The following is a 14,905-nucleotide window of genomic DNA, read 5'->3' as shown; positions in this document are numbered from 1 at the left end:
TAAGTGTAAAAATAATGAATTTTAGTAAGATTATCTGCCTTTTTATTTTCTTTTTTGGAGTCAGTGTTTTTGGCCAAAAGGATGGGGTAGTGGCAAAACCACTCAATCAATATCCGGCTGAATCATTGAAGACAGATGAATTTGGAAATAAATATTATTATGACGAGCAGCAAAAAGTCAAGATTTATGAAATCAACGGCGAGCCTGTAGTCGTATTAGACGAGTTGGTTTTGGTTAATAAACCAAGATTTAATAATCAACTGGATAAAAATTACTACTATTTTCTGAATAAAAAGCTGTACAGAGTATATCCGCTATTTGTTACCGCATTACAGCAATACAGAGATATCCAGAAAGATATGAATGATATGGATAGTAAAGCTAAAAGAAAATTTGTAAGAGAAAGACAGAATATGCTGGCGGATCAGTATGAAAAACAGCTGAGAGACCTTACCACTACCGAGGGGCAGGTTTTTGCAAAGCTCATGAACAGAGCTACCGGAAAAAATGTCTTTGAAATCATCAAGGAGTTGAGAGGTGGATGGAGTGCTTTCTGGTGGAATGTAAAAGGAAAAATGGCTGATATTGATCTTAAAGAACAATATGATCCACACAAAAACAGAACTGATGAATTTGTAGAGTCATTGCTTCAGTCCAATTGGAATTCAGGGTATTTACAGCCTTACCCGGGAGCAAGCGATTTTAAAGTCAAGAAATAATAAAAATTCCTGTAAGAACACTTACAGGAATTTTTCTTTTAATTTATCAAATACAATCTTATCTATCGGAAGAGGAAAAGGATTGTCTGGTCTGTCGATATCAATCCATTCTGTTTTTTCGATGCAGGGATCCATGATAATAAAATCTTCTTCATTCACTATGTCTACTATATAATATATGGTAAGAAGCTGCTCGTTTTCTTTGAATCGTGAAACCAGAAAGTTTTCCTGAGTGTAAAAATGTTCCAGGACATTGATCTGTACATTCAGTTCTTCATCAAACTCGCGATGCAGGCATTCCAGTACCCCTTCACCATATTCCAATCCGCCACCCGGAAATTTCATTAAAGGTTCGCCGGCATATTCTTCAAATAAAGTAAGAACTTGTTTGTCTTTTACTGCACACGCATACACTCTAATGTTGATCTTATCTATCATATATATAATGTATAATATTTGTATAGCTAATGTAAGGAATTTTGTTGAGAAAAAGCTGGGAGTTGGAAGCACGAAGCCGGAAGTTTAATGCTATTTATTTTAAAATAAAAAATCAATATTAATAAAACAGTTTGTTGTAAAGATCCAGCTTCCATCCCTCCGGCTTCCATTCTATAATTTAATGGCATTGATCATCTCTCTCTTTCCCGGAGGCCCCTGTTTTTTTTCTACCTGGAAATTCAGCTCCTGAAGAATTCTTCTTACACTGCCTTTAGAAGAGTAGGTGGTTAATAATCCGTTAATGGCCATTTTGTCAGAAACCAGTTCAAATAATGGCTTTTCCCAAAGATCAGGCTGCACTCTGGCACCGAAACAATCGAAATAAACAAGATTGATTTTAGGCAAATCGATGTCTTTCAGGTCAAAAAAATCACATTCTATCTTTTTAAGGTTGAATCCACTAATGATTTCTACTGACTTTTCCCAATCTGCCAGATGAATTTTCTGATAAATATTTTTAAACTCAGGGTTGTCAAAATGTTCAAAGTATGCCAAATCCTTAACTTCGGATTCATTTATGGGGTATTTTTCAAGCGAAAAATAATTGATGACATGATTTTTGTCAGTTTTTAAATATTCATTAATTGTTACCAAAACATTCAAACCTGTTCCAAAACCGAGTTCTAAAATATTAATTTCGCAATCATTTATCAAATTCAATCCATTTTTAATAAACACATGTTCGGCTTCCTGAAGTGCTCCGTGATGTGAATGGTAGTTTTCATTCAACTCATTGATAAACAATGTTTTACTACCGTCGTTTGTGGTCTTAATCTCTCTTTTCAAGCTATTTTTTTGTCAAATTTACTCTAAAATTTTTATATTTAGAAAATTATGTTAAATTTGTAGAACATCGTAAAAATTTTAAAAAATGATAATTCAAAAAACTGAAAACTCCAGAATTTCTACATTTGACCCTAACGATTTTTCATTTGGTGGTACTTTCATAGATCATATGATTATATGTGAGTATGAAGATGGGAAATGGGGTGATGTAAAATTAGTTCCTTACGGTCCGATTCCATTTACACCTGCCATGATGGGAGTAAACTATGGACAAGCTTGTTTTGAAGGTATGAAGGCCTATAAAGACAAAGACGGGCAGGTTTTCCTTTTCAGGCCTGAAAAGAATTTTGAACGTATCAATAAGTCAGCAAAGCGTCTTGCTATGCCTGAGGTGACTGAAGAAATGTTTTTAGACGGGTTAAAAGCTTTAGTAGATTTGGACAGAGAGTGGATTCCTCAGGGGGAAGGAATGTCTCTTTATATCAGACCATTGATTTTTGCTACAGAGGAAGCTTTGAAAGCAAGAGTATCTAATAAATATATGTTTGCTATCGTTGCAACACCAGCGAAGAGCTATTATTCAGAGCCGGTATCTGTAAAAATCTCTGATCACTATTCAAGAGCTGCAAACGGAGGGGTAGGTTCTGCAAAAGCTGCAGGTAACTACGCTGCTTCTTTCTATCCTACGCAATTGGCGATCGAAGAAGGATATGAGCAAATTATCTGGACGGATGATGCTACTCACGAATATTTCGAAGAAAGTGGTACAATGAATGTATTTGTAAGAATCAACGATACGATCTTTACACCTCCAACTTCTGAAAAAATTCTTGACGGAGTAACAAGAGACAGTTTCATCCAGTTAGCTAAGAAAAGAGGAATTGAAGTGAAAATAGAACCAATTCCTGTGAAAACAGTTATTGAAGCGTTGAAGAACGGTTCTCTTAAAGAAGTCTGGGGAGTCGGTACAGCTGTTGTTACCACTCAGTTCCAGGCTTTAGGATATGAAGGTGAAAAACTTGAGCTTCCAAGATTATCTGACGAAGAAAGTTTCGCTGCTCTTCTTAAGAAAGACTTGGTAGACCTGCAAAACAACCTTTCTGAAGATCCTTTCGGATGGAGAGTTGTGGTAGATCACGCTTTAGAAACAGTTTAATATTTTTTTAAATAAACTATATAAAAGTCGGGTTTTTCCCGGCTTTTTTTGTATTTATGTAGTCGTATACAATGTATGAATGACTTTTAATTCGGGGATTCAATCAGTTGCCTTGTTTTATTAATAGATTGATACATTTTTACATTCGCATATTTCTGGGTCAAGTTTTGTAATTGATTCGCGAAATGTGTATTTTCGCAAAAGTTTATGAAAAAAATACTCTTCATATCAGTCATAAGCCTGTTGAGCTGCAACAGAAATACACAGACGGCCCATCCTCCGGTAGGCGGTGTTTTAAGCCAAAAAGATCTGGATGTTTCTAAAAACAGGATGAAAAATCTGAATACCATAGAAAGAGGCCAGATTCAGGATTGGATCAATGGCCAGTCTGTGAAATTTTATCCTACGCAGCTTAATTACTGGGTAACGGCAGAAGGCTATGATCAGAGAGAAAGAAGAAAAGATGAAACTTTGATTTCTTACTCTTATGATCTGTATGATTTTGATCAGACCAAAATCTACGACCAGTCTTTTGAAAGAAGAGATGCCAGATTCGGGCACTTTGATGAACTGAGGGCAGTGGAGAACGCTTTGCGTTTTATACATGATGGAGAGGAAGTGACGCTTTTGGTGCCGTCTTCTTTGGCTTACGGAACTTTCGGAGACGAAAAGAAAATAGATAACGACATTCCATTAATCATAAAATTAAAAGCTCTATAATACATGAAATTGTTTAACAAGAATATAATTCTGGCAGCGGCAAGTATTTCGCTGATGAGTTGTACCCCAATTTATAAAAAAATGAACGTAGACAAAGAAACTTACGAAGGTCTTAATGACGGGCTTTATGCCAATCTTCAAACTACAAAAGGTAACTTAATTGTAAAATTTGAGGACAAGAAAGCACCAGTAACTGTAGCCAACTTTATTGGTCTTGCAGAAGGGAAAATCGACAACAAAGCTAAGGCTAAGGGAGTTCCTTATTATGACGGAACTATTTTCCACAGAGTAATCAAAGATTTCATGATCCAGGGAGGAGATCCTCAGGGAACTGGAGCAGGTGATCCGGGATATAAATTCGAGGACGAAAGAAACGATCTTAAACATACAGGAAAAGGTATCCTTTCTATGGCGAACTCAGGGCCTAATACAAACGGTTCTCAGTTTTTCATCACTGAAGTTGCTACACCTTGGTTAGATGGAAAACACACAATCTTCGGAAAAGTGGTAAAAGGAAATGACGTAATCGATGCTATTGCTAACGTTGAAAAAGGAGCTCAGGATAAGCCTAAAACAGATATCGTTTTAGAAAAAGTGTCTGTTTTCAGCAAAGGTGATGAGTACAAGCACTATGATGCAGCTAAAACTTTCAGCGAAGGAAAAGCTAAGATTGCAGAAAACAATAAGGCATTTTTAGCTAAAGAAGAGGCTGAAAAGAAGAAAAGAGAAGAAGAATTCAAAGCTAACCAGGAGAAATTAGTTGAAAACCTAAAAGCTGGTATGCAAAAAACTGAATCAGGTCTTTACTATAAAATTACAAAAACAGCTGACGGTAAAGCTCCAAAAGCTGGTGATAATGTATCTGTACACTATGCAGGTAAATTAGTAGACGGAACTGAATTTGATTCTTCATTCAAAAGAAATGAGCCGATCGAAATTCCAATCGGAATGGGAAGAGTAATCAAAGGTTGGGATGAAGGTATCCTGTTATTGAAAGAAGGTGAAACTGCTACATTACTGATTCCGCCGGCAATGGCTTACGGAGAGAGAGGAGCAGGAGGAGTGATCCCGCCAAACTCTTGGTTGGTTTTCGATGTTGAGCTTGTAAAAGTAAAATAACTGAATCTTTTTAAGATATGAAAACCGTTCCGGAAGGGACGGTTTTTTTGTTTGCATAAATACCGTATAAATACGGATTTCGGCAAATGTCAATTACTTCTATCTTTACCCGACACTTATAAGAAACAAAATAAAAATATGTTTGATCTGAATTACGACCTCATAAAAAAAGAAATAGAGTCAGAAATATGTGAAGAACACGGTCTGCATCCGGAATTGATTAAAACAGATGAAGGCTTCGGAATAAAAGCCTGTTGTGAACCTTTCAGAGAAAAGATGGTTGAGAAATCCGGAACTATGATCGAAGAAGAAACCAAAAAGATCCTTGATGAAATGATGAAGGATCTCTTCAAAGAATAAGTTTTTACGATGTTAAGATAACTTTGTTATCACGAGCTGCTCCGGAGGGGGTGGCTTTTTTGTTGAAAGATTATATTTTATAAGGATCATTAACTATAAAATAAGCCTGGGTTTTAAATAGTAGAGTTAACTGTACAAATAAAAAAAAACCGCCCCAAACAGGACGGTTTTTTTAGTAAAAATTAATTGAAAGTTATATTTTAATATCTTTTCTTCATACCTGTTCTGGTTAAAGAACTGATGAATACAAGGCCAAAGCCGATATAAGCAGCAAATGCCGTCAGATATATAATTAAGCTGTTTAAGCTTGGTTTTAAGGCGTATACCAATACAGAAAAGGCAGCAAAACTTAACACGAGCAATACGCTCCAGATATTCATTTTTGCAGCATCTTCATTTCTCTTAAAAATCATTTCAAAAAAGTCTCTCATCATTACTTACATTTTAAGGGTTATACATTAATTAATATGATAAAGGCGTACTCATCACGGTAAAAAGAATAAATTCCTTTACAGGGCTAAGGTTCACGATGACTTTGCCATTTATTTATATCCTAATACCGGGCTAAAAGTCCGGGATATTTTTGTTTTTTTTGAATCAATAAATGATTCCTGGTTATTGATGATACCAGTGAGATACGGGGTGCAAAATTGCAGTGAAAAATCAACGGGGGGTTAATTAATCACGAACCCGTATCTGGTACGGCATCGTAGAAAAAAAAGGATTCATATACTAGATATGAATTTGAATCAGTGGAAAAACTGAAAATCCACAGAAAACCTTTTTTCTCATCCTTAGTGTTTTTTTAATTTTTTCTCAATATCTTACATGCCAATATTATGCCAAAGTAAAAGTTTCGCGATTAACACTTTGTTTCACGGGATTGATGAAGTTCCTGATGAAGCGTGTTTTCAACTATTATTTCCTTAAACAACGAAAAATTTTCCGTTTTTAAGGGTGAGTTATTGGAAATAAAGAAAATTTTACGGCGCAATTATTTTTTTTATATTTAAAATACTTTAAAATTACTTAGAACGTGCATCGGGAAAGTTTAAAAGATAGCATCAATATCTGTATAACCAATCTTTTAGGGTTGGCGAAAATTAATTGTTGGAATACCATTTCCCCCAACTTGCTTTTCATTCTGTCTGATTTTAATGAATTTAAAGGAGTGAATTCCACTGAACATAATATGTCCCGGAATAGGGCAAATAATTCAAAAAACTTACTCACTTTAGATTCAGCAGTGGAGATTTTACAAAAAGAGTTTAATGATCTTTATGATATTACTCTGTATATTTTCCGGGCAAATACAAAAGAAACTATATTAGAAATTCAATATTACAGAAAATCAAATTTTGATGCTGATTACTTTGCTGCAATAAAAAATGATTCTCCGAGGTTTCATTCGAAAATTGCAATGCCTGGATATGTATTAGAAGGAGAGAAATTTGATGTCAATTGGGAATCTGGAGGTGGGATACATCATGTTTGGAAAAACTTTTTGTGGAGAAATTTTTTGTGTAAACGTAAAATTAAAAATCTCAAAGGATAATTTTGTAGGATATATTTTATTAATGGCATCATCATGTTTAATTTTAAAACACAAATGCCACAAATATTTCGCACAAATTTCACAAATAGAATCGTAGCAATCAATTTATCAAAACACAGGAACAATCATCTGTGTGAATCTGTGAAATCCGTGGTTATAAAAAAATAATCACTATAAGTTTTGGCTAAAGCCCTTGGGAGATAATCATAAAAGATAAACGAGGCTCGCTTCATTTACGCTCAGGATGATAGTCCATTCCTATTGAATTGAAATAATGAAAAGCGCTATTAAAAAACAAAAACCGCCTCTAAAGACGGTTTTTTATATTTGTTACCAGTTTTTATCAATCATGTAGATAATCTGTGTTAAAGCTGTAGCGCCTAATAAAAGCTCTCTTCGGTTCACTTTTTCAAAAGTATCTTCTTCTGTATGATGGATGTCGAAATAGCGCTGAGAATCCGGCATCAATTCAGCGGCAGGAATTCCCATGTCATGAAGCGGGTAGAGGTCTGTTCCGGAAAACCGCTCTTCAAAATTATACACTCCGTAAGGAAGGAATAGATTTGACCAGCTTTTGATCTGATTTCTTTTGGCATCATCCATATCCAGGGCAATTCCTCTTGGTGCAAAGCCTCCGGCATCTGTTTCTATCGCAAAAAGATGTTTTTCATTCTTCTCTTTTACCGTTTTACCGTATTGAATTCCGCCTTTTACTCCGTTTTCTTCATTGGCAAAGCAGACCACTCTGATGGTATGGTTATTTTGTATTCCCAGCTTTTTAAAAGTTCTCAAAACCTCTATACTCTGAACAATTCCGGCTCCGTCATCATGAGCACCTTCACCTACATCCCAGGAATCAAGGTGTCCGCCTACAACAATAACGCTCTGGTCTTTTTTACCGGTAATTTCCCCGATTACAGAATGGGAAAGCTTTTCGCCTTTCATACCGCAGTTGGAGTTAAGTTTAGCTGTGATTTTCTGGCCTTTCAGTAAAGCTTCCAGTTCATCTGCTGTTGTGCTTCCGATAGCTACGGCCGGTATTTTGGAGACCTTGTCTTCGTAGCGCATAGCTCCGGTGTGAGGGATATCATCAAAAGCAGAAGACAGAGATCTTACGATGGCAAATTTACCTCCTTTTTTAGCGGTTAAAGATGCTGCTGTCGTTCTGTATTTTGCTGCATCACCATAGGCTTTGAAAGTCTCGACAAATGACTGACTGAAAGGGTAATTGAAGAATACAATTTTATCTTTCACCTTTTCAGCCGGAAGTTTGTTATATTCTTCCATAGATTTTACCATGATAATTTCTCCTGAAACATCTTTTCCTCCTGTTCCTTCAGAGTTTCCAAGGGAAAGCATCTTAAGACTTTTCCATTTTCCGTTTGAAGCCTGGATGTGCAGAGATTCTTTTCCTCTTTCCCATACCGGGATCATGACTTCCTGAAGCCATACTTTATCAGCTCCGGCATCACGAAGTTTCTGTTCTGCCCATTTTACAGACTTTTCATAAGCTTCAGATCCGCTTAAACGATGTCCGATATTTTTTGTAAGCTCTCTCAGCTCGGTATATCCTTTTCCATTATTCAGGATTTCTGTAGAAATTTTTCTGAACTGGATAGAATCTTCTTTAGACTGGCCAAAAGCAGCCATTCCAAAAAGTAATAATGAAGTTCCTAGTATCTTTTTCATTGTTTTACCAATTTTTATCAATCATATAAATAAGTTGTGTCATTACCACGGAACCAAGCAGCAGTTCTCTTCGGTTGACTTTTTCAAAAGTGTCTTCTTCGGTGTGGTGAATATCAAAATAACGCTGCGGATCGGGAACCAGTTCAGCTGTGGGAACTCCCATCTCGTGAAGCGGAGCAATATCCGATCCGGAATATTTACCTTCAAAATTATAAACCCCATAAGGTAAAAACAGGTTGACCCAGCTTTTGATCTGATTTCTTTGAGGATCATCCATTTCCAGGGCAATTCCTCTCGGAGCAAAACCTCCGGCATCTGTTTCTATAGCAAAAAGATGTTTTTCATTGTTTTCTTTGGCAATTTTTCCATATTGTTTTCCGCCTTTTGTACCGTTTTCTTCGTTGGCAAAGCATACAGCTCGGATGGTATGGTTGTTCTGTATCCCTAATTTTTTAAATGTTCTTAAGACCTCGATACTTTGCACAATTCCGGCTCCGTCATCATGAGCACCTTCTCCTACATCCCAGGAATCAAGGTGACCGCCGACAACAATAACGCTCTGGTCTTTTTTACCAGTGATTTCCCCAATTACAGAATGAGAAAGCTTTTCACCTTTCATTCCGCAGTTGGAATTGAGTTTTGCTGTTACTTTCTGTTTTTTCAACAGTATTTCCAGTTCATCAGCGGAAGTATTTCCGATGGTAATGGCCGGTATTTTTGAAATGTTTTCATCATAGCGCATATTGCCTGTGTGAGGAACATCGTCAAGAGCGGAAGAAAGTGACCGGATGATGGCGAATTTACCTCCTTTTTTAGCAGTTAATGAAGCGGTGGTTCGTCTGTAAGCACTGGCATCACGGTAAGAAATGAAAGTCTGTACATTTCCCTGGTTAAAAGGATAGTTGAAAAATACAATCTTATCTTTCACCTTTTCTGCGGGAAGTTGATCATATTCTTCAAGCGATTTTACCATAATAATTTCACCTGAAATATCCTTTCCGTTTGTACCTTCAGAATTTCCGAGGGAAAGCATTTTAATACTTTTCCATTTTCCGTTTGAAGTCTGGATGTGCAGGGATTCTTTTCCTCTTACCCATACCGGGATCATGACATCCTGAAGCCATACTTTATCGGCTCCGGCATCACGGAGTTTCTGTGCGGCCCATTGTACTGATTTCTCATACGCTTCAGAACCGCTTAAACGGTTGCCTATCGTTTTGGTAAGCTCTCTCAGTTCATTGTATCCTTTGCCGTTGTTCAGAATTTCTGTGGAGATCTTTTTGAATTGGATCGAATCTTCTTTAGTCTGGCCAAAAACAGTCATTCCAAAAAGCAATAATGAAGTTCCTACTATCTTTTTCATATTACCAGTTTTTATCAACCATAAAAATCATCTGTGTGATAGCAACCGCTCCGATAAGAAGTTCTCTTTTATTCACTTTGTCAAAAGTATCCTGTTCGGAATGATGGTAGTCAAAATATCTTTGTGTATCTACCACCAGCTCTGCTAAGGGAATATCAAGTTTTTTTAAAGGCGAAATATCCTGAATTGCCTCTGTCTGGTCAAAATCATAAACGCCATAAGGAAGGAAATATTCTTTCCATGGGTAGATTAATCTTCTTCTTTGAGGTGACATATCCAGAGAAAATCCTCGTGGAGAATAACCTCCGGCATCTGTTCCTAAAGCAAAAACATGTTTTTCATCTCTCTTTTTTACAAAAGCGGCATACATCTCACGGCCCTGGCCTCCGTTTTCACTATTGGCGTAAAGGACTACCCGGATAGTATGGTTATTTTCGTACCCAAGCGCTTTCAGTGTTCTTAAAACTTCGATACACTGTACCACACCTGTTCCATCATCAATGGCACCTTCACCAAAATCCCAGGAATCCAGCTGAGCACCTAAAACAATCACTTTAGAATCTTTTTTGCCCTGAATTTCAGCAATAATATTTGGATTTGTAGTGTCTCCTTTTGATTCAGCAGTCATGTTGATTTTAGCGGTAACTTTTTGCTTTTTCAATGTTTTTTCCAGCTCATCTGCAGATTTTACTCCAATGGATAAAGCAGGAATTTTAATTTTATCGTCTGGTTCATAATAAATCATTTTAGCATGAGGAGTATCATCAGTAGCTGTTGTCAGTGATCTTATAATTAATGCTTTTGCACCCGTTTTAGCAATAATAGAAGCGGATATTAATTTTGATTTTGCAGTCTGTAAATAGGAGTTACTTGTATTGATGATTTTCGGATCCATAGGAACATTCACGAAAACGATCTTGTCTTTTAACTGGCCTATGGACATGGCATTAAGCTCTGAAGTGGTATTAATTAAGACAACTTCACCTGTCATGTCTTTTCCACCCGTACCTTCAGAGTTTCCAAAAGAAAGCATTTTGATGTTTTTCCAATCTCCATTTCCGGCTTTTATCTGTAAAGATTCTTTTCCTCTGATCCAGACAGGTGCTTTGGCTTCTTGTCTCCAGATCATGTCAATACCTATTTCCTTGAACTTTTTTTCTGCCCATTCTACGGCTTTTGTATAACCGGGAGTTGCACTGAAACGTGATCCGATTCCTTTTGTAAGTTCTCCAAGATTGTCATAAGCCTTACCATTGGTCATGATTTCATCTGAAATTTTTCTGAACTCATCATGATAATTGAATTTGGCAATAGTTGTTTTTTTTGCCGGATTTTTTTGTGGCTTTTTTTGAGAAAATAAAAATCCACTCAAAAAGAGTGGAAGTATAATGAATATTTTTTTCATTTTTTATTTACCTTTCTTTTTCCTTTGATAAAAATAGGGAAAAAATAGGAATTTATTAAGGTTTCATATCGTACATTACCAGAGCTGTAATCAATTTTGGTTCAATAAATGTACATTTTGGAGGCATGCTTAATCTTAAATCCGAAATTTTAATCATATCGTTAAAACTTACAGGATAAATTCCGAAACCAACTTTGCCTTCACCACTGTCTACCTTCTCTTTTAAAATATTGATTCCGTTGATATTGGAAGTTCCTTTTACATAAGAAATAAGCTCAGAGCTATCCGGATCTTCAATTTTCAGGATATTTTTGAAAATATACTTGTCAATAAGATGGTGATCCAGGTTATCCAGAGACATCTCTTTGGAACGAAGATCGTGCTTCACATGAAGAGAGTAGAACTTTCCATCCATATACATTGAAATATGGAACTTCTGAGAAGGGTAGTAGGAGGTTTCTCCTTTTTCATGAATAAGGAAATATTTTTCAAGTTCCTTCAGGAAATCTTCGGGAGAAATACCATTCAGGTCATGTAAAATTCTGTTATAATCATGAATTTTAATAGACTGATTGGAAACAATAAAACTGTAGACAAAGTTGTAAAGCTCTGTACCATTATGTTTTTTGTTTTTCTCCTTATGATATTTTGCATTTATTGCTGTAGAACCAATTCTGTGGTGTCCATCAGCAATATAAAATGAATCAATCTGATCTATTACTTCTTTAAACTGCTGCAGCTTCAGACGGTTGTCTATTCTCCAGATTTTATGTCTGATACCGATAGTATCTACATGATTGAAGATAGGAACGTTTTTCTCCTCATGATTCATCAGCAGCTCAATTTTTGAGTTGGCCGGATAGGTAAGCAATACAGGTTCTGCCTGCAGGTTTACTTTTTCAAGGTAATGAGCCAGTTTTTCTTTTTTCTGAGGAATGGTACTTTCATGTCTTTTGATTTTTCCATTCCAGAAATCTTCAATACTTGCTAATCCCAGAAGTCCTCGGAACACCTGTTTATTGGGGTAGATCTGCTCATAAAGATAGTAGGCTGAATTGTCCTGGACCAGTTTCTTCTCGTCCAGAAGTTCTTCAAATGTAGAACGGATCTTTCGCAGGTTCCGGTCAATATCTTTAGATTTACTTACAACATAGGGTTTAATCATATTGATGTAAGTATTTTCAACTTGAGCCTTCTCAGCAATCTCTTCCTGGGTAAAATTATCCAGTGGATGGGTAGGGAAAGTACTCTCGAAGTCTCTATGAGGTCTTATTCCACGGAAAGGTTTAAAAACAGGCATATTTATCTTATAGTTTCTTTTTGTAGCTTAATAATTTGTTCTGCAAGTTCGATACCGATTTTTTCCTGAGCATCTACTGTATTTCCTCCAACGTGCGGAGAAAGAGATAGTGCAGGGTTCATCAGTAAAGGAAGCTCAGGGCTTGGTTCATTTTCAAAAACATCCAATGCAGCTCCGGCTATTTTTCCTGATTCAATAAAATCGATCAGTGTCACTTCATTGATGACACCTCCTCTTGCAGTATTTACAATATAGACTCCGTCTTTCATTTTTTCAAACTGAGGGGTATCTATAATATATTCATTCGTTTTCGGCGTATTGATACTGATGAAGTCTGCATCTTTCAGGAACGCATCCATATCATTGGTGGACGTGATTTCAAAGTCGACAGACTGTCCGTTGAAGAAGTTCAGGGTAAGAACTTCTGTTTTCGGGCTTCTTGTCAGAACGTTTACTTTCATTCCTAAAGCAATTCCTATTTTTATAACTTCCTGGCCAATACTTCCAAAGCCGATTACTCCTAATGTTTTTCCTGAAAGTTCATATGCATTGCTGAATGACTTTTTCATAGCACTGAAATGAGTATCTCCTTCCAGAGGCATCAGTCTGTTGGATTCGTGAAGGAATCTTGCCAGTGAAATGAAATGCCCGAAAACCAACTCTGCCACCGATTTTGAAGACGCCGTAGGAGTATTGATTACTTTAATACCCTTGCTTCTGGCATATTCTACATCAATGTTGTCCATCCCGATACCGCCTCTTCCAATGATTTTAAGGCCGGGACATGCATCAATCAGTTCCTGTCTCACTTTCGTTACACTTCTTACAAGAAGGACGTCCACATTATTATCGTTGATAAAATTAATAACGTGATCCTGAGCCACTCTATTGTCCAGGATTTCAATTCCGGCTTCTTTTAAAGCGTTTTCTCCTGCTTTTGAGATTCCATCGTTTGCTAAAACTTTCATGAGTTATTTTATTAGATTTTTAGATTGAAGATGTAAGAAGCCAGATTTTGAGGTCTGTTATCCAACATCTGTTGTCTGATATCTTTTATTTTTCGGTCGCCTAATATAAGCTATTTTATTGACTTCATTACATCCACCAAAACCTGTACGCTTTCAATAGGTAAAGCGTTGTATAAACTTGCTCTGTAACCGCCCAGGCTTCTGTGTCCGTTTAATCCACTGATACCTGCTGCTTTCCATGCATTGTCAAATTCTTCCTTCTTGCTTTCATCTGTGATTTTGAAAGAAACATTCATCAGTGAACGGTCTTCTTTTACGCAGAAAGTTTCAAATAGGGGATTGCTGTCGATTTCATCGTATAAAAGCTTGGCTTTAGCTTCATTTCTTTGTTCTGCAGCTGCAATTCCTCCGTTTTTTTCAAGATACTGAAGGGTAAGCAAAGATGCATACACAGGAAATACCGGCGGTGTATTGTACATTGATTCTTTAGCGATGTGCTGAGAATAATCAAGAATCGAAAACATATTTTCTCTTCCTGTTTTTCCAAGAATTTCTTTTTTGATCACCACTAAGGTAACTCCTGCAGGTCCCATATTTTTCTGAGCACCGGCATAGATCAGATCAAACTTGGAAAAATCCAGCTGTCTTGAGAAAATATCAGAACTCATGTCACAAACCATCAGCGTGTCTACTTCAGGAAAAGATTTCATTTGAGTTCCGTAGATTGTGTTGTTGGAAGTACAGTGGAAATAGTCGTATTCTGAACCTACTGTATAACCTTTAGGAATAAAAGAGTAATTTTCTTCTTTAGAAGAACCTACCACATCTACTGTTCCTACTTTTTTTGCTTCTTTGATGGCTCCGGCTGCCCATGTTCCTGTATCCAGGTAAGCTGCTTTTCCTCCTACTTTCATCAGGTTGTATGGTACCATGGCAAACTGCAGGCTGGCACCACCCCCTAAATAAAGGACTTCATAATCATCACCAAGATTCATCAGTCTTTTTACAATTGCACGCGCTTCGTCCATTACAGCTACGAAATCCTTACTTCTGTGAGAGATTTCAAGAAGAGACAATCCGATACCGTTAAAGTCCAGGATAGCCTGTGCTGATTTTTCAAATACCTCCTGTGGCAAAATACATGGCCCTGCGCTGAAGTTGTGCTTTTTGTTCATATTTTTTATTTTTTGGTTTGCTTCCGGATTGTATATTCCTTCAGCTTTATTTTTGGTTAAATTGGGTTTTGGACAAAAAAACCGCCTCACAG

General features: G+C 36.7%; 15 protein-coding genes. 6 read left to right on the top strand and 9 right to left on the bottom strand.

Translation table 11 applies throughout. From position 1 onward, the window contains the following. Positions 1–14: 14 nt before the first annotated feature. Entirely contained in the window at positions 15–719 is a 705-nt protein-coding gene (locus LC457_RS05310; protein ID WP_223598937.1) for a DUF4294 domain-containing protein, read from the top strand. A gap of 21 nt (positions 720–740) precedes the next feature. On the opposite strand, the gene LC457_RS05305 is transcribed toward LC457_RS05310, so the two are convergent. Both LC457_RS05305 and mnmD read right to left on the bottom strand, forming a co-directional pair. Beyond that, positions 741–1,157: an NUDIX domain-containing protein gene (locus LC457_RS05305; RefSeq protein WP_047384430.1), complete on the bottom strand. Its 417-nt coding sequence runs from the start codon at positions 1,155–1,157 to the stop codon at positions 741–743. A gap of 171 nt (positions 1,158–1,328) precedes the next feature. Next, positions 1,329–2,003 carry a tRNA (5-methylaminomethyl-2-thiouridine)(34)-methyltransferase MnmD gene (gene mnmD, locus LC457_RS05300; RefSeq protein WP_047384431.1) on the bottom strand — a complete coding sequence of 225 codons (675 nt, stop codon included), beginning with the start codon at positions 2,001–2,003 and terminating at the stop codon, positions 1,329–1,331. A gap of 85 nt (positions 2,004–2,088) precedes the next feature. On the opposite strand from mnmD, the gene LC457_RS05295 reads away from it, so the two are divergent. The 4 genes from LC457_RS05295 (at position 2,089) to LC457_RS05280 (ending at position 5,358) form a co-directional block, all read left to right on the top strand. Beyond that, complete coding sequence (locus tag LC457_RS05295; RefSeq protein WP_223598936.1) at positions 2,089–3,159, top strand: branched-chain amino acid aminotransferase; 1,071 nt, start codon at positions 2,089–2,091, stop codon at positions 3,157–3,159. 207 nt (positions 3,160–3,366) lie between these two features. Next, a complete protein-coding gene (locus LC457_RS05290) occupies positions 3,367–3,879 on the top strand; it encodes an FKBP-type peptidyl-prolyl cis-trans isomerase (RefSeq protein WP_223598935.1) in 513 nt (170 codons plus the stop codon). Between the two features lie 81 nt (positions 3,880–3,960). Beyond that, complete coding sequence (locus LC457_RS05285) at positions 3,961–4,998, top strand: peptidylprolyl isomerase (protein WP_223599156.1); 1,038 nt, start codon at positions 3,961–3,963, stop codon at positions 4,996–4,998. A 138-nt stretch (positions 4,999–5,136) separates the two neighbouring features. Beyond that, on the top strand, positions 5,137–5,358 hold the full coding sequence (locus LC457_RS05280) for a hypothetical protein (RefSeq protein ID WP_223598934.1): 222 nt from the start codon (positions 5,137–5,139) through the stop codon (positions 5,356–5,358). Positions 5,359–5,558: 200 nt separating this feature from the next. On the opposite strand, the gene LC457_RS05275 is transcribed toward LC457_RS05280, so the two are convergent. Further along, positions 5,559–5,792 carry a hypothetical protein gene (locus tag LC457_RS05275; protein WP_223598933.1) on the bottom strand — a complete coding sequence of 78 codons (234 nt, stop codon included), beginning with the start codon at positions 5,790–5,792 and terminating at the stop codon, positions 5,559–5,561. Between the two features lie 602 nt (positions 5,793–6,394). Between LC457_RS05275 and LC457_RS05270 the strand changes: the two genes are divergently transcribed. After that, on the top strand, positions 6,395–6,913 hold the full coding sequence (locus LC457_RS05270; protein WP_223598932.1) for a hypothetical protein: 519 nt from the start codon (positions 6,395–6,397) through the stop codon (positions 6,911–6,913). Positions 6,914–7,243: 330 nt separating this feature from the next. Here the strand turns inward: LC457_RS05270 and LC457_RS05265 are convergent, their stop codons facing one another. The 6 genes from LC457_RS05265 to serC form a co-directional block, all read right to left on the bottom strand. Then, positions 7,244–8,602 (bottom strand): M20/M25/M40 family metallo-hydrolase, encoded by a 1,359-nt coding sequence (locus tag LC457_RS05265; protein WP_223598931.1) that lies wholly within the window; start codon positions 8,600–8,602, stop codon positions 7,244–7,246. Positions 8,603–8,606: 4 nt separating this feature from the next. Continuing rightward, entirely contained in the window at positions 8,607–9,965 is a 1,359-nt protein-coding gene (locus tag LC457_RS05260; RefSeq protein ID WP_223598930.1) for a M20/M25/M40 family metallo-hydrolase, read from the bottom strand. A 1-nt stretch (position 9,966) separates the two neighbouring features. Beyond that, entirely contained in the window at positions 9,967–11,370 is a 1,404-nt protein-coding gene (locus LC457_RS05255) for a M28 family peptidase (RefSeq protein WP_223598929.1), read from the bottom strand. Positions 11,371–11,425: 55 nt separating this feature from the next. Beyond that, positions 11,426–12,670, bottom strand: coding sequence for a DUF1015 domain-containing protein (locus LC457_RS05250; RefSeq protein WP_223598928.1), 1,245 nt, complete (start codon positions 12,668–12,670; stop codon positions 11,426–11,428). Positions 12,671–12,672: 2 nt separating this feature from the next. Continuing rightward, on the bottom strand, positions 12,673–13,638 hold the full coding sequence (locus LC457_RS05245) for a D-2-hydroxyacid dehydrogenase (RefSeq protein WP_223598927.1): 966 nt from the start codon (positions 13,636–13,638) through the stop codon (positions 12,673–12,675). 110 nt (positions 13,639–13,748) lie between these two features. Further along, positions 13,749–14,813 carry a 3-phosphoserine/phosphohydroxythreonine transaminase gene (serC, locus tag LC457_RS05240; RefSeq protein WP_223598926.1) on the bottom strand — a complete coding sequence of 355 codons (1,065 nt, stop codon included), beginning with the start codon at positions 14,811–14,813 and terminating at the stop codon, positions 13,749–13,751. Positions 14,814–14,905: the final 92 nt, after the last annotated feature.

Source organism: Chryseobacterium sp. GVT01B (assembly GCF_019970045.1).
In the GTDB taxonomy this organism is placed as follows: Bacteria; Bacteroidota; Bacteroidia; order Flavobacteriales; family Weeksellaceae; genus Chryseobacterium.
This window is presented reverse-complemented; position numbering and strand designations above follow the sequence as displayed.